Genomic DNA, 15784 nt, shown 5'->3' with positions numbered 1-15784 from the left:
ATCATATCGTTGTGTTGATCTTACCTTGTGGCCGTGGAAGCACATATTGGCTTTCCTCATCGACGAGCCAACTTGGTCAAATGTCAGCGCTTTGTACTTTTTGAATCATATTCATATTTCGTTCATCTTCACCACCGCAGTATGACTCCATAGAACAACCAAAGAGGCAATATTTATGAACCGCATTATTATGACTGCACTGACTGCGATTACCGCTCTGTTCACGCTCATGTTCAGCTTGCTCTTGGCAATTCCGTTGACCATCGTCGCTCTGATCACCGGAAAAAGAATCGAAAAGCAGCTAAAACAAGCCGCGCAACAAGCGCAAGCACAGCGCACACAACACGATGACGGCCAGCAGCACCGAGTCATCGATGGTGAGTTCGAAGAAGTCTCGCGTTAATGCCAATCGGTCGATTGCGCATACTCTTCAACCCACCCAAGTAATTGCTTCGCCGCTTTCGACAGAACTTGGTTTTGTCGCACGATATAGCCAAAGTCGGTTGCAGGAAAATCCTCCAAGTGCGTGACTTTCCTGCTTAACGTGGTTTTGGTATGCAAAGAAAAATCCGGCACAATTGCAGTACCAAATCCAGCCTCTGCCCAATCGATTTGCGCTTCGACACTCCCCACTTCCATTACTCGAAAACGAGGCAGATTCAATTTCGGCAAAGAGGCATCAATCAGCTCCCGTGTACGAGTATCGTGCCCAAGCAAGATAAGTGTGGGCTTATCTTGCACCTCCCATGCTTTATCCAACAAATCATCACCAAACGCACACCATTTAATCTGAGTCAAAGGCGTGAAGTGTAGCGGTTGACTCTCTTTTTGTGCGATCACAAAACCAATATCAGCACGGGCACTTTTGACCAATTCGACAGCTTGAGAAGAGGTGGTGTTAAACAAGGCTAAATCGATACCCGGATAGTCATTTTTGAAGCGTTGAAAAGGTTCAATCAGCAGCAAACGCGAAACAATGTCACTGGCTGCAATTGAGAGTGTCCCTTGCGTTAATTCATTGATGGCATTGAGATCGGATTGACAAATTTGCAGCTCATTGAGCATCAACTTGGCAGACTTTAACAGTCGACGCCCCGCTGGCGTTAACTGAACTGGGTTTCGTTCGATCAATTTGGCTTTGGTTGTCTGCTCTAGCTGTTTGATATGCAGGCTGACATTGGGTTGTGTCATGTGCAGTTCATTAGCGGTTTTACCAAAATGTTTCACTTCCGCCAAGGTAATAAACGTCTTCAACCAGTTCAGATCCAACACCGCCGACTCCATATGAGTTTCTTATTGACTTGATGAGTATAATTAATTTCTCTTATTAATACTATCACCCTAAGATGCTTTGGTCTTATTTCGGAGGAATTGTCATGACGTCTATCGTTGTTGTGGGTGCAAACTGGGGTGATGAAGGTAAAGGCCGCATCGTTGATTTTCTAGCAGAAAACGCAGCGGCTAGCGTACGTTTCCAAGGTGGGAACAACGCAGGTCATACCGTAGTGAACCATTTTGGTACATTCAAACTTCATCAACTTCCTAGTGGTGTCTTCAACCCAGGTTGCCTTGCGGTGCTTGGCCCTGGCATGGTAATTAGCCCAGCACTGCTTACTCAAGAGTTGGCGGAAGTTGAACAATCTGGCGTGAAAGTGAATCTGTGCATTTCTGATCGTGCAACGCTGTGTCTACCGCTTCACGCACTAGAAGATACCCTAGAAGAACAACGCCTAGGCGACAAGGCTTACGGTTCCACTCGTCAAGGTATTGCTCCGGCTTACGGTGACCGCGTGATGAAAAAAGGCATTCTGCTGGGCTGGCTAAAACAACCAGAAGTGTTGGTCGATCGCCTGCAATTTATGTTGGATTGGAAACTGCCTCAACTACGCGCGCTCTACCCTGAGTTCAAATTTGAGCAAACGGCGCAAGAGATGGCCGATTGGCTACTTGAGGTATCTGCCCCTTGGCGTGATGCGATTTGTAACGTGTCTGTTCCTTTAAAAGCACTGCAAGCAGAAAACCAAAATCTACTTTTCGAGGCCCAACTGGGTGCAGGTCGTGATTTAGTGTATGGCGAATACCCATGGACAACCTCTTCTAACGTAGTTTCTGCCTACGCAGGCATTGGTAGTGGCTTACCAGCCCTTCGCCCAGAGCGTGTTATTGCTGTTGCTAAAGCCTTCAGCTCATCGGTGGGCACAGGTACGCTGATCACCGCAATGGAAGAGCAAGATGCGTTCCGTGAAGCGGCGAACGAGTTCGGAGCAACAACTGGCCGCCCTCGTGATATGGGTTACTTCGACGCCGTAGCCACCAAAAATGGGGTTGAACTGCAAGCCGCAACTGAAATTGCGCTGACCAAACTCGACTGTTTGACTGGCCTCGACGATCTGAAAATCTGTGTGGCTTATCAAGGCGATCACAGTGAGAACCCAATTTGGCCTCAAACCGCAGCGTTAGCACCGGTTTACGAGAAAATGCCAAGCTGGAGCGAAGACATCACTGCCTGCCGTCGTTTTGAAGATCTGCCTCAAGCCGCTCAGCAATATGTATTGCGTATTGAAGAACTGATGGGCGTTCCAGTGAGTATGGTCTCTGTTGGCCCTGGTCGCGAGCAAATGATCCTTCGCTAATCGATAGTCAATGACTTAAAAAATCCGGGCTCGCCCGGATTTTTTGTCTCTACCGATATCTACCCTCCCCAAACGCGCTCAACTAAGTGAAGATCACTATCTCGATTAACCCCGCTTTTCATCCGTGTTTAACTTATTGATTTCGTACTACACTGCTTGAGAACTTAATTCGTCAAATAAGGACAATAACATGATCGCTCAAGGCCAAACTTTACCTAACGCTACACTGAGCCAACTGACCAAAGAGGGAATGGTTCATCACCCTGTTTTAGAGCTGTTTGCTGGCAAAAAAGTCGTGCTTTTCGCCGTACCAGGGGCATTCACCCCAACCTGTTCAGAAGCACATTTACCAGGTTATATCGTACTGGCTGATCAACTTAAGGCGAAAGGGGTCGATCTGATTGCCTGTGTTTCTGTCAACGATGCGTTTGTGATGAAAGCCTGGGGTGATGCACAAAACGCGGAAGAAATTCTGATGCTGGCGGATGGCGACGCGAGCTTTACCAAAGCGCTCGGCTTGGAAATGGATACCGCTGGGTTTGGTGGCCTTCGCTCTCAACGCTACGCGATGATTATCGACAACGGCGTGGTAACCACCCTGAATGTGGAAGCGCCAAAATCATTTGAAGTGAGTAACGCTGAAACTATTCTAGCCGCGCTTTAAGCCGCTTAAATCCAAAACAAAACGCAAGCTCTGACGCTTGCGTTTTTCTTGTTGCTCATCGGTAGCTAACGATTACTCGGCCATTACACCGTCATCACCACACGCGCTGCCAGCAAAATCAGCACCACGCCTGACAGGCGATCGATCAACTGTGCTTTGGAGCGAATTTTGTCCACTACTTTTGAGCTCGATAACACCAAGGTGATAAAGGTATACCAGAGGCCATCAACGATAAATGGCGTCGCGACGATAATCACTTGATTACTCAACTCATTCCCCAGCGCCACAAACTGGCTAAACAGTGCGATGAAAAACAGCGCAATTTTCGGACTGAGAATAGAAATCAAAAAGCCTTCTTTGGCCGACTGCAAAACCGTCGTTTGCTCCCCCGATTCCAACTTGGCCGCCACACCACCTTTAGAGCGCAACGCGTTGTAACCCAAGTAGGCTAAATAGCCCGCACCTGCGTAACTAATGGTTTTGAACAAGAGTGGGGATTGCTGTAACACCACCGCCAAACCAATTAAGGTCACGAAAGCGTATATCCCTATGCCAAAAGCGTGTGCCCAACTGGTGGCCAAACCATTGGCTCGCCCACCCGCTAACGCATGCTTCGCGACAATCGCCAAACTTGGCCCCGGCGACATCGCGCCCAAAATGCAGATCGTAAAAAGTGATAACCAAACTGTGAATGTCATAATCTTCTCCTGTGATGATTCACAGTAAGTCAATTTTCAAATGAACTGAAATCAAACTTAATCATGATTGCCATGATTTGAAATCATACCTATTGAATACTCGCAACTCAGCATGAAGCGGGTTACCTTCTCTCGTGCCCATCGATGAGCTGAGTCATGATCGTATTTAGGGTGCCACATTAACCAATATTGATGAATTTCCGTTTCAAACGGCAATGGGCAATGGTAAATAGGTTGACTCTTCGCCAAGTTCACTGCGATATGTTCGGGCACCACCATCAAGTAATCACTTTGAATCAGGACGTTCACCGCAGCGGAAAAGAAAGGCACTTGTAAGGCAATGTGACGTGTTTTGCCCAGTTTTCTTAATACACTGTCGGTTGCCGAGTCCTTGTCTCCGCCACCAGTCACTTTAATGTGCGAGTAGCTCAGCATCTCTTCCAAGCTCAACGCCACTTTGCCCGATAGCGGATGGCCTTGACGCATCACACACACCGAGTAATCTTCACCGATTTTCGTGTAGGAAAGCTCTTTGGGAGGAGATGGCAACATGGTCGATGCCAGATGAATGCCCGTGTCGAGCAGGCTGTCTAAATATTGTGGCTGCCAAAGCCGGTAGGACAATGTCAGACGCGGGGCCTGCTCTATCAGAATGCTGGAGAGCGTCGGTACAATGAACTGCGCAACATAATCGCTCGACGAGAGCACCAATTGCCCCTGCCAATCTTGCGGGTTAAATGCCTGATGATCAAAGAGGTGTTCAAACTCACTTAGTAACTGCACTAATTTAGGACGCAGCGCTTCTGCGTGTGGCGTCGCAACAAGTCGGTTACCTTCTCTGACCAACAGAGGGTCAGCGCAAAGCTCTCGTAACTGGGCCAACTGACGACTCATCGCAGATTGCGTAATGTGTAATCTGTCGGCCGCTCGGCTAACATGACACTCTTCGAGCAACACGAGCAAAGAACGCAGTAAATTGAGATTGATGTTGTTAAGCATAATCAGACACTTTGGTGGTATTAAAGAACTCCGTCAGTACCGTATGAGTAATAACGTGTTTCAGTTCTGGGAAGGCTTGTAACTGCTCTCTGATCTGGTTCAACCGTGTCATGGTCGTCACCTCCACATAGAGCATCATATCCGTTTCACCACTGATCGCGTGGCACCACTTCACCCCATCGATAAGATAAATTTCCTTGGCATACGCTTCGCAATGATGGCTCGAAGCCGAAGTATCAAACTTCAACGCCAGATAGGCGGCAATTTTTTCGCTGGCCTTCTCCTGCGCGATATCGGCGTGGTAGCCCAAGATCACCCCATCACTTTCCAACTTTTTGATTCTGGCCGTCACGGCAGAACGCGACAGATTGACCGCCTTCGCCATGTCAGTCACAGAGCTACGTGCATCGTTTCTCAGTATGGTGAGGAGCTGTTTATCAAATTTATCCATTTCTTCTCTGTGGTTAGCATCCCTAATCTCTCTCCCATTCTACTCACAACGCTCAATTAGTGAAGCAGTGAAAATCCACTTGGCTCTATTTGCCCGAACCGCCACTTTGACGGCAATTGGCAACAAAAGCGTCAAAATGTCGGTGCGCAACATCACTTTGCTAGCTGCCATTTTCTGCAAAAGTCGATATGCTTGGTTAGCGCTTCCATTTCCATAATTATTCATTTTCTATGGAAGCGGCACAGGGAGCGTGTCATGAGTGAACTCAAACAAGAAATTACACTGTTGTCAGGAATTGGCCAGTTATCCACCACCTTGATGGGAACCGGATTGTTTATGATCCCCGCCATCGCCGCCAGTATTGCCGGTCAATATTCCCTCTGGGCTTGGTTGTTTCTGTTTGTGCTTATTTGCCCAGTGGCCCTCACCTTTGCTCAACTTGGCAAGCGCTACCCCAACGCCGGTGGTACAGCTTATTTTGTTCGCCAAGCGTTTGATAAACGCCTAGAAAGCGCGGTGGCATGGCTGTTTGTCTCGGTGATTCCCGTCGGGGTTCCCGCTGCGATTGCGCTCGCCGCTGGCTTTTTGCAGCAGTTACTGCCTAGCGCACTCAATCACGCCTTGATGGCTCAGTTGATCACCGTCTCGTTATTAGTGGCGGTCAACTTGCTCGGCGCACGCTCTTCCGGACACTTACAAACGCTGATTGCTCTGGCTATTTTCGCGCTTGTTGGCGCTTTCTTATAGCGCGGGGAAGTCAGTATCGAGGATTTGCACATGCCCATTCTTACCAGTGACTCGCTCCTGCCTATTAGCGCAGCACTGGCGGTGATGTTTTGGTGCTTTGTCGGCATCGAAGCCTTTGCTCATATGGGGGAAGAGTTTAAAAATCCACAACGCGATTTTCCCATCGCCATCGTCATTGGTTGTTTTGTCGCGGGTGTGACGTACTGGGCTTGTTCGGTGGTGATACTCAAATTTGGCGCTTACGGTAGTGCTGAGTTTGACAGTGCTTCGATCCCTTGGCTAAGTGAGCAACTGTTTGGTACGCAAGTCAAAACACTGATCAGCGTGATTGGCTTTTCCGCCTGTTTTGCCAGCATCAATCTCTATACCCAGAGCCTCTCACGCATGATCTGGGCGCAAGCAAGAGAACATAATCCAAGTGGAAAAATGGCAAAAATTTCCCGTCGCGGCGTGCCCATCAACGCAGCCTTAGTGGTGGGGTTGGTTTTGGCACTCGCCTGTCTTGTTGGCGAAATCTCTGGGCTCGATTTAGAGTTTTTCCTTAAATTGGCCAATAGCGTTTTTGTCTTAGTCTATCTGCTTGCTATGCTGGCCGCCTTCAAACTGCTGAATGGCCATGCGAAGTGGCTTGCAGGCGTCTCATTGATACTCTGCTCCTTGGTGTTTGTTTGTCTTGGTTGGTCAATGCTGTATGCACTGAGCGTTTTTGCTCTGTTTTTTCTGCAAGCGAAAAAGCAAATGAACAAGGCTGAGTCGGTTTAACTCAGCCAATAAGTTACGCGACCGGATAGCTAGTCACCGCGCTACCTTGAATGTGGGTGATGGTTTGGGGCGCAACCACTTGCCAACGGCACTGACCGTCCAACGGTTCCGACGCGAGGATGATCGAATCTTGGCAATCTTGAATAAACACCGTTGGCGGGTCGCCTGCCGAGGCGTATCTCACGACCCAAAACTCGTCACCGTTTGAGATGCACATCGACGCTTTAAACGGCTCCGTGATCGCTTTTTCCTGCATGATTTGGTTCACTTCGTCAATCGTCTGTCGAATGGCGTTTAAGGGATCATGCTGAAGCCCATTTTTCATCATCAACAAAAAGATCAGCTCGCTGTCTGTGGTACCGCGACGTTTGAGGTAAATCGCTTCGGGCAGTAATCGCTCTAAAGCAAACTTCACCGCGGCAAACTGACCTATCTGACCATTGTGTAAAAACATCCATTGCTCAAGGATGAATGGGTGGCAGTTAGAACGTGATACCGAAGTGCCCGTCGATGAACGAACGTGAGCCATAAAGCGATGAGAGCGAATGTGATGCGCTAATGAACGCAGATTTTCGTCCCCCCAAGCGGGAAGCACCTCATGAAATTGCCCTGGCGTTGCCCGCTCGGTATACCAACCTAAACCAAAACCATCGGCATTGACGCGGGTCACCGCTTTTCTCGCTTCAAGGCTCTGATGCACTAATGAATGTTCTGGCTCATAAACCAGTTTGTCGAGATAGATAGGCTCTCCTTGGTAGGCCAACCAGCGACACATAGATTTGCTTCCTTATTGATGGGACGATATTTGCTTAAACAAGCTTGCCAGTAGAGCGAGCTTGGCGTCAATCTCTTCCTCTGCCACATTACCGAATCCTAATACCGCGCCCTGCCAATCTCGTGGCGCGCAGGCTTCACTTTCATAATAGCTTAAAGGACGAATCACAATGCCTTGCTTTAAACCTGCGGCGGCCCACTGTTGCTCCGAAGGCCCTTCGAACCAACGTACGGTCACATGCAACCCTGCGGCTTGGCTGATCACTTCCAAGCGCTGAGCAAAATGGCGTTCAATGCTCGTCACCATCGTTTGGTACTTCTGTGCATAGAGGCGACGCATCTTACGGATATGACGCATTAACGCGCCATCGGCGATAAATTCCGCCAACGCAGCCTGAGTATGGGTAGGCGAATCGCCACTCAAGGCATCTTTGATTTCACAGCCCCTATCCACCAGCTCAGGGGGCAAGACAAGGTAGCCAAGTCGCAAACCGTTAAACATGATCTTGCTAAATGAACCAATATACATAACGCGATCACTGGCGCCAATTTGGCTGGCTAGCCCTTGCAAACTGGTATATGGTCGATGCGCAAACTGGAATTCGCTGTCATAGTCATCTTCAATAATCCAGCGCTGTTTCACTCGGGCCCACTCAATGATTTGCACTCTCTGCTCGGTGCTTAAGGTGGTGCCCATCGGGTATTGATTGCTCGGCGTCAGGTAGACAAAACGACACTCAGAAGCGAGCACATCGGCAACATCAATGCCGCTTCTCACTGCGACGTTAAGGGGCTCCATCGGCATACCCAATAAACAGGCCACTTTGCGTATTTGACTGTAACCCGGTTGCTCCATTAACAGTCGATCGCTTGCTTCTTTTGCGCACATCATAGCAATGGTTAGTGCCTGCTGCGCGCCAGAGGTAATGATGATTTGCTCCGCTTGGCATTGAACAGAGCGACTCGACGCCAAGTAATCCACCAAGGCGCACCTGAGGGCGTAATCCCCTTTGACGATTTGATTGCCTAAGATGGTGCGCCGCGAATGTTGGCGTTGTAGATATTTTTGCCATTCAGGCAGCGGGAATTTTTCCAGATCCGGCGCGCCGGGCGCAAAAGCTCGGTTGATCTTGATGGGTTCAAGTTCTGCTGTGAATTCCGCAATGCTCTTTTCTTGAGCTGGCGAAATCGCCATCTCTCCCAGATAGTGCTCTGGTAACTCAACCGCGACGTAGTAGCCCGAACCAGCTCGGCTTTCAATGTAACCCTCCGCACTGAGTTGCTCGTACGCCGCGATGACGGTGTTGCGGCTCACATTGAGCGCCTGAGCTAACTTACGCGTGGCAGGCAAGCGCCCCTGCTTATTCCAAAGCCCACGCGTGATTTTTTCTCGAATGGCGTCGTAAAGATCTTGCTGTAACACTCCTGTTTTTGGCGTCAGTGTCAGATCGCCGATTTCAATCGGTAGCATGGTCAGTCCCTTTTCCAATTGGATCTAAACATAAATCAAAATTGGACCTTATAGCTAGACCAATTTGTATTTATTGTGCTTGTCATCTAAGCACTTCGCACGAGCACTAAAGGGAGAGAAGTATGTTGTCAGCAACGGACAGGACTCAAATTAAAAAAGCGGCACGTAAAGCAGTGCACGACGTCGAGCAGTTACATCGGATCATTGATGAAAGCTTGATCGCTCACATCGCCATTTCGGATGCCTCGGGACCCATTGTCATCCCGATGCTTGCTTGGCGTGTCGACAATCAAGTCTATATTCACGGCGCACGGAACAGCCGCTTAATCAAAGCACTGAAATCAGGGCAAAACACCTGCCTCACCTTTACATTATTCGATGGCTGGGTGTTGGCACGCTCTGCCTTTCACCACAGTGCGCACTACCGAAGCGCGGTGGTTTTTGGTCAATTTAACGTGATAGAAGAGAATACAGAAAAGGATCGCTTGTTGAATCATTTTATTGAGCAGATTGCCCCCGGTCGCACCGAGCAGGTTCGCTTAAGTAACGAAAAAGAGCTTAATGCCACCGAGCTGCTCGCCATCGGATTGGAAGAAGCGTCGGTGAAAATCAGTGCATTTGGTGTCAATGACGATAGCAGCGATCTCGATCGCCCCGTTTGGGCGGGTATCTTACCCTATCGAACCGTTGTGGGGCCATTAGTGGGTGTGGATGAACAAGAGGGCCTAATTCCACAACCAAATTACGCATCAGCGTATGGGAAACGATGGTTTTCTACCCCGTTGAACGACTAACGAACATCGTGGAAACGCTGCAGATATTCTTTGGGCGTCACTCCACGATGTTTCTTAAACATGCGGTTGAAGCTGGCGATATTGGTATAACCTAATCGCCGAGAAACGTCCTCAATGGTAACCCCTTGAGTGAGCGCATTGACCGCTTGGTTACTAAGAACATATCCACAAACCGTCGAAAAATTTAGCCCTAGTGCATGCAATCGCCGCTGCAGTTGCTGTTCTGACATAGATATCAGTTCCGCAACTCGATTGAGCGTTGGTAAACCATAATGACAGCTGTAGTTGACCAGCTCGTAAATCGATTTTAGCTCATCGTCAGGTACTGGCATGTTGAGTAAATCATCCAGATCAGCAAAGTTCATTGCCAGCCGCTTGTTGGCTATTGTTTTTTTCTGCCTAACGGCCAAACGCTCGTCAGAATGAATCCAAACTTCCGTGCGCTTGTGATTCCAACCGATTTCACAACCAAAAAAATCTTGATAACGCTGACGATTTTGTCGTGAGCCTGAAATCATCACCCGTTTTGGGCAAAAGTCTTCGCCAAGATATTCACGCAATACTTTGGTCATAAACACTGCGGTGCGAATACTATCGTGAACTTTCACATCGGAGTGAATAAAAGGATTGTCGTAAGTCCATTTGAGGATGGCGCCAATCTGCGCTCCCGCCAAAAACGCCCCCGATTGCAGGCAGCTAACGCCATAGTTGATGCGGCGGATGGTTGTGGAGAGATCATGCCCCGAAAAAAGCCAACGCCCTACCGCACCAAATTTTGCTATGTCCACTCCACTGGTCAAATTAAGAATGAAATCGGGTTCGGTCACCTGCTCCAACTGGGCGTACATCCGGTTCACTTCAGAAAGCGGGATCAGGTTCATCGGTTGCTTAAACACAGAGTGCGGAATGACCAGTTGCTCGTTGTCCAAGCCATACATCTGCTTCGCATTGAAGTAGAGATTCACTATAGAAATGGCGCGGATGAAGCGCACAGATTTGATATCCATAAACAGATCACGTCAATTAGAGCTAAATTTTGAATTAATCTGTCACAAAGAAAGACGACTTTCAAATCCTGATCACAATGACGCGAAAAGATTAAAGGAGAAATGAATGAGTCTACTTAGTGTCCCTTTTGTTGGAACAGGCGCGGATACTGCCTTACATGTGATGGCAACCGTCGTATTGGTCGCGAGTGTTGCGGCAGCAGGATTTGGCTTTTGGAAGATTCACGAGCTTCCGATCAACAAAGCACACAGCAAAGATCATCATCAAATTGGCCTCATTACCGCCCTTACCTGGATTGGATTTTTATGGCATTGGGTATGGGTATTGGCTGTCATCCTTGCTTTCGTCGACATGGACAAAGCGATCATTCATTTACGTGATACCTGGAAAGGCACACCCGAAACGGACGCCCAGCAACAGGAGAACGCACAATGATTGAAGGTTTAGCGGTATGGGCGCTGTTCATCTATTTGCTGCGCATGGTGGGTATGCCTTGGAACAAAGCGACCAAGTCGTTTGCGTACCTAGGGGGGGCTTCTTGGTTGATGTTTGTTTGGGTTGGATTGATCAATTTCACGCCAATGGACATTTCTGGCGGCTCGGTGGTGCAATCGCCACACATACAATTGCGCCCAGACTCCAGCAACGTCAACGGTAAAGTTGAACAAATCTACATTTCGCCCAATCAAGAGATCAGTAAAGGTCAGCTCATTTACCAACTGGATGACACGCCCTATCAAATTGCGCTCAACCAAGCCCAAGTGACAAGCCAAGCTGCGCAAGTGGCTCTCAAAGTCGCACAAGAAGACATCGCCATTGCTCAGGCGAGCTATGAGGCGGCGTTGCAAGACCTAGAAACATCAAAAAGTCAGTTGGCAGCAGCGAAAGCCGATCATCAGTTGCAAGCCAAAACATTAACGCGATACGTCGAACAAAACCGAGTGGTGAAGAACACCATCACGCAGAATGACATCGATAAGCAGACAACGGCGGTGGAACTGGCGAAACAGAACATTGCGACCTTGCAATCGTCCTTGAAGAAGAAAGAAGTCGATGCAAGCCGCGCAAAACTCGACATTACCAAGGCAGAGTTAGCCGTCGAAACCCGCACCGCCGATCTTGCCAAGGCGAAAGAGCAAGTTGCACGCGCGCAATGGGATCTGGACAGCACCTTGGTTTACGCCCCAGCCGATGGCTTTGTCACCAACTTCATCTTGCGTGAAGGGCAACGTGTTTCCATGATGCCAAGGCTGCAAATGTACACCAACGAAAAATACGTTTTGATGCGTGTTAATCACCAAGCCATTCGCAATATCAAACCGGGACAAATGGCGGAGTTCGCATCTTCGGTCTACCCCGGAAAAATTTTCTCTGCAGAAGTCGAAGGCATTGTGGAGGCGACTGGAGAAGCGCAAGGCAACCTGCTCGGTTGGGATGACTCAGTGCGCATGACCACAGGCAAAAACCTCGCCAACAAGCATCACTTTGTGCGTTTAAAAATTGATGAACCAGAAGGCTACGACTTGCCTGTCGGTTCAGTGGGCTTGGCATGGGTCAGCGGTGAAAAACCCATTGGTTTCCTCGCTTTCTTAGACGTGATTCGCGGCATCATTATCCGTATGAAGTCTCAGTTGTACTTTTTCTACTCCATCTAACCATTAAGACCGCCCTGAGCGGTCTTACCTCTTTCCTTCTCAACACTTTATTTTCTCGACCTCCTTTGAAATCCCCGCACTTTCCAGTACCTTATCCAACATTATAATTTTCATTGTTTTTATTTTTCGGGGGATACTTTGTGAGCGAGTATCAGGATCTACCCTTACTGATCGAGCAGATTGCACAAGCAGAAGATGCTGAGCAGATCGTTTTGCTCAACGATTCCATCGAGCATGGTCTCGAATCCGGCTCGATTGCACTGATTTTAGAATCGCAACCCGTTGATGATCGTGTGCGCTTGTGGCGTGCTTTGCCATTGGAAATGCACATTGATGTGCTAACCGATATGCGTGCCGACGCGCGCTATTCCGTCATCAATGCCTTATCTGAGATAGAACTCAAACTCACCTTAGCGAAACTTGATAACCTTTCGTTGATCGAATGGGCAGATTCATTGCCTGAAGAGATCATCAACGAAGCACTGTCGTTGATTCAAAAAGATGAACTTGAACTGTTCGACTTGGCGAACAAATACGGTGATGACGAGCTAGGCCGTTGGGCTGAGCGAAAAATCATTACCTTACCGTTTAATATCTCCGTTGATCGCGCAAAACGATTGATGGAAAAATACAGTTTTGACACGCCGCAGCAAGTCTATCTCATCAATAAAAAGAAACAGTTTCGGGGTGTTGTGAATTACTACGAAATTTTGCGTAGCGAAGGCCATACCGTACTCAAGAATTTAGTGATCGACCCTGTCATTTTGCTAAGTAGTAAGATGGCGCTGGCGGAAGCCGTCGAAGCCGTCGAGCACAGTTCCTTACCTGCACTTCCTGTGGTTGATGAAGACCAAACACTGATTGGCGAGGTCGATTGGCAGTTTGCCCTCACCACACAAAGGGAAATTTACGAAGCGCGTTTAATGGCTGGTACGGGTATGGACGAAGGGGACGATCTCTTCGCACCAGTCATCAAAAGTTCGAAAAAACGCGGTGTATGGCTCGGGATTAACTTGCTCACCGCGATACTTGCCTCTGTCACCATTGGTCTGTTTGAAGATGTGATAGCGCAAGTGGTGGCGCTGGCAGTGTTGATGCCGATAGTCGCTTCCATGGGGGGCATTGCCGGTAGTCAAACCTTAACACTGATGGTTCGTGCTATGGCGCTCAATCAGATCACACCAGGTAACCGCTTTGCCTTGTTCAAAAACGAGTTCGGCATCGGTGCGATAAATGGCTTGCTTTGGGCGATCATCATCGGTGGGCTTGCGGCTCTTTGGTTCCAGTCCCCTCTCCTTGGCGGAACCATCGCATTAGCGATTATCGTTAATATTATTACCGCGGCGATGTTTGGCGTGCTGATTCCAATCATTCTCGACAAATTGGATCTGGATCCCGCACTGGCTGGTTCCGTGATTCTCACTACCGTCACAGATGTGGTTGGTTTCTTTGCCTTTCTTGGCACAGCCAGTTTGGTTTTGCTTTAGGCAGCCATCACCGCATTTAGTACCTTGACCTCAAGGTGAAAGAAAACGGAAGCTCGAAGCTTCCGTTTTTAGTTCCGTTATTCTGCCTTTTGACTTTATCAACCCAAATCACACTGACATAACACTACACTCGCAGGGCGACACACCTCACCCAATTTATAAATAGATTTATTATTAGATTTAGTTATTACACCACCCTATCAATAGCGTTTTAATTATAATTCGCAAAACGCAATTGCAATTTGCAACCACCCCAGCAAGCTAGGCAACCAATATCACAGAAACCATGGTAAAAACGCGGAATTTAGCGCTAAAAAAAGTTGGCACGCTTTCTGCTTATATAAATACGACCCTTATTAAGCCGAGGGTCACCTAGCCAACTGACGTTGTTAGTGAACTTGATTTGTTCACATATATATAAGCCAATCGCACCTTTTGCGGTTGGCTCTTTTTTTATCTGTCCGCTCTAACTTCCCTACGAAACACTTTCCTTTCTTTGTCAAATTCTCTTAGGCTATCGAAAGATTCATTATTCAAAATCCATCATTGCAATCCATCCGTCATGATTATGAAAACCAATTATCAACAACGTTTGATCCCTGTGATCCGCTATCTCGAGAACCACTTTGACACGCCTCTAAATCTAGAAGAAGTTGCTCGGCTGGCCCACCTTTCTCCTTACCATTTCCATCGCATCTTTAAAGCGGTCACTGGTGAGACGCTTAATGAATACTTGCGTCGCCTTCGACTGGAAAAGATTGCCAATCTGCTGTTTTACAGCAAACCCAGCGTGACTGAGGTGGCGCTAGACTATGGATTCTCCAGCTCACAAAGCTTAGCGAAAGCATTTCGGCAGCATTTTGGACTTACGCCCTCACAAATTCGACAGTGTGAAACGCTTGAACAGTTTGCTCTGGTACTGCAAGAGAGCAAGATTGGACACACGCTACGCAAGAATGGACACGAAGCACTCACAGAACCCTCATACACTGGAGGGGAATCACAAACATGGAGTAGCACAATGGATATTCAAACATTCCCAGCCAGTAAAATTGCCTATATTCGTGTCACTGGTGAGTACGGCAAAAACTACGAACCAGCCACACAAAAGTTATATCAATGGGCAGGACCGCGTGGTTTGGCGGGCAACACCTGTATTTTCATTTATCACGATAACCCTGAGATTACCCCTGCGGACAAATGTCGAACGGACATCTGCTTGCTTAACTGTGAAAAGGCAGAGGGAAATGGCGAGATCGAAATCAAAGACTTTCCTGGCGGCGAGTATGCGTTCATCCGTAAAACCATTACCGATAACGCGCAATATGCCACTGCATGGGACGAGTTGATGGCACAGCTTGTCGAGCGTGGCTTGGAGTCGGATGAGCGTCCTTGCTTTGAGTTGTATCATTCCTATGATCCGCAGACCCAGCACGCGGATGTCAGTTTCTGCACTGCCGTCACAGCCTAGATCGAAAGTGGGTGAGCGACTGCTCACCCATGCTCACAAACAAAACGTATTAATGTCAGATAATTCATAAAAACAAGCGATAAAACAAACTTGATACCACTCTTTATTTTTCATTTATTGAAAATCACATCCGTTTGTTTTTATTAAATAAAAAAACAAAAAAGTAAAAT

The 15784-nt window shown here is 48.1% G+C and carries 15 protein-coding genes and 1 pseudogene; 9 read left to right on the top strand and 7 right to left on the bottom strand.

Translation table 11 applies throughout. The features are described 5' to 3' along the window. Nucleotides 1-175: 175 nt before the first annotated feature. Nucleotides 176-403: a hypothetical protein gene (locus tag AOT11_RS19580; protein ID WP_011081691.1), complete on the top strand. Its 228-nt coding sequence runs from the start codon at nucleotides 176-178 to the stop codon at nucleotides 401-403. On the opposite strand, the gene AOT11_RS19575 is transcribed toward AOT11_RS19580, so the two are convergent. Continuing rightward, nucleotides 400-1272 carry a LysR family transcriptional regulator gene (locus AOT11_RS19575; protein WP_026050677.1) on the bottom strand — a complete coding sequence of 291 codons (873 nt, stop codon included), beginning with the start codon at nucleotides 1270-1272 and terminating at the stop codon, nucleotides 400-402. The two genes, AOT11_RS19580 and AOT11_RS19575, sit on opposite strands and share 4 nt — an antisense overlap. 104 nt (nucleotides 1273-1376) lie before the next feature. On the opposite strand from AOT11_RS19575, the gene AOT11_RS19570 reads away from it, so the two are divergent. Beyond that, nucleotides 1377-2633, top strand: coding sequence for an adenylosuccinate synthase (locus AOT11_RS19570; RefSeq protein WP_026050676.1), 1257 nt, complete (start codon nucleotides 1377-1379; stop codon nucleotides 2631-2633). 190 nt (nucleotides 2634-2823) lie between these two features. Beyond that, nucleotides 2824-3297: a peroxiredoxin gene (locus tag AOT11_RS19565; protein WP_017421631.1), complete on the top strand. Its 474-nt coding sequence runs from the start codon at nucleotides 2824-2826 to the stop codon at nucleotides 3295-3297. An 83-nt stretch (nucleotides 3298-3380) separates the two neighbouring features. Here the strand turns inward: AOT11_RS19565 and AOT11_RS19560 are convergent, their stop codons facing one another. The 3 genes from AOT11_RS19560 to AOT11_RS19550 are packed head-to-tail and all read right to left on the bottom strand — an operon-like array spanning nucleotide 3381 to nucleotide 5445. Next, nucleotides 3381-3995 (bottom strand): LysE family translocator, encoded by a 615-nt coding sequence (locus tag AOT11_RS19560; RefSeq protein ID WP_026050675.1) that lies wholly within the window; start codon nucleotides 3993-3995, stop codon nucleotides 3381-3383. Between the two features lie 57 nt (nucleotides 3996-4052). Continuing rightward, nucleotides 4053-4994: a LysR family transcriptional regulator gene (locus tag AOT11_RS19555; RefSeq protein ID WP_017421629.1), complete on the bottom strand. Its 942-nt coding sequence runs from the start codon at nucleotides 4992-4994 to the stop codon at nucleotides 4053-4055. After that, entirely contained in the window at nucleotides 4987-5445 is a 459-nt protein-coding gene (locus tag AOT11_RS19550) for an Lrp/AsnC family transcriptional regulator (RefSeq protein WP_017421628.1), read from the bottom strand. The genes AOT11_RS19555 and AOT11_RS19550 overlap by 8 nt, the downstream gene beginning before the upstream one ends. Before the next feature lie 255 nt (nucleotides 5446-5700). Between AOT11_RS19550 and yjeH the strand changes: the two are divergent. Beyond that, nucleotides 5701-6954, top strand: a pseudogene (yjeH, locus tag AOT11_RS19545) (L-methionine/branched-chain amino acid transporter). A 13-nt stretch (nucleotides 6955-6967) separates the two neighbouring features. Here the strand turns inward: yjeH and AOT11_RS19540 are convergent. Further along, nucleotides 6968-7729 (bottom strand): class II glutamine amidotransferase, encoded by a 762-nt coding sequence (locus tag AOT11_RS19540; RefSeq protein WP_017421626.1) that lies wholly within the window; start codon nucleotides 7727-7729, stop codon nucleotides 6968-6970. Nucleotides 7730-7741: 12 nt separating this feature from the next. Next, entirely contained in the window at nucleotides 7742-9199 is a 1458-nt protein-coding gene (gene pdxR / locus AOT11_RS19535; protein WP_049798003.1) for a MocR-like pyridoxine biosynthesis transcription factor PdxR, read from the bottom strand. Nucleotides 9200-9321: 122 nt separating this feature from the next. On the opposite strand from pdxR, the gene AOT11_RS19530 reads away from it, so the two are divergent. After that, complete coding sequence (locus AOT11_RS19530; protein ID WP_017421624.1) at nucleotides 9322-9993, top strand: pyridoxamine 5'-phosphate oxidase family protein; 672 nt, start codon at nucleotides 9322-9324, stop codon at nucleotides 9991-9993. Here the strand turns inward: AOT11_RS19530 and AOT11_RS19525 are convergent. After that, the gene (locus AOT11_RS19525; RefSeq protein ID WP_017421623.1) at nucleotides 9990-11000 is read right to left on the bottom strand and encodes a helix-turn-helix domain-containing protein; all 1011 of its coding nucleotides are present in this window, start codon (nucleotides 10998-11000) and stop codon (nucleotides 9990-9992) included. The two genes, AOT11_RS19530 and AOT11_RS19525, sit on opposite strands and share 4 nt — an antisense overlap. Nucleotides 11001-11106: 106 nt before the next feature. On the opposite strand from AOT11_RS19525, the gene AOT11_RS19520 reads away from it, so the two are divergent. The 4 genes from AOT11_RS19520 to AOT11_RS19505 all read left to right on the top strand — a co-directional run bounded on the left by AOT11_RS19520 (nucleotide 11107) and on the right by AOT11_RS19505 (nucleotide 15614). Beyond that, nucleotides 11107-11436, top strand: a complete 330-nt coding sequence (locus tag AOT11_RS19520) for a hypothetical protein (RefSeq protein ID WP_017421622.1) — start codon at nucleotides 11107-11109, stop codon at nucleotides 11434-11436. Then, nucleotides 11433-12656: an HlyD family secretion protein gene (locus AOT11_RS19515; RefSeq protein ID WP_017421621.1), complete on the top strand. Its 1224-nt coding sequence runs from the start codon at nucleotides 11433-11435 to the stop codon at nucleotides 12654-12656. Before AOT11_RS19520 ends, AOT11_RS19515 begins: the two co-directional genes overlap by 4 nt. A gap of 140 nt (nucleotides 12657-12796) precedes the next feature. Further along, nucleotides 12797-14143 carry a magnesium transporter gene (locus AOT11_RS19510; RefSeq protein WP_011081708.1) on the top strand — a complete coding sequence of 449 codons (1347 nt, stop codon included), beginning with the start codon at nucleotides 12797-12799 and terminating at the stop codon, nucleotides 14141-14143. A 568-nt stretch (nucleotides 14144-14711) separates the two neighbouring features. After that, a complete protein-coding gene (locus tag AOT11_RS19505) occupies nucleotides 14712-15614 on the top strand; it encodes an AraC family transcriptional regulator (protein ID WP_026050673.1) in 903 nt (300 codons plus the stop codon). Nucleotides 15615-15784: the final 170 nt, after the last annotated feature.

This window comes from Vibrio vulnificus NBRC 15645 = ATCC 27562, assembly GCF_002224265.1.
GTDB classification, from domain to species: Bacteria; Pseudomonadota; Gammaproteobacteria; order Enterobacterales; family Vibrionaceae; genus Vibrio; species Vibrio vulnificus.
Note: the sequence above shows the minus strand (reverse complement) of the source record. Positions and strands in the feature narration are given on the sequence as shown.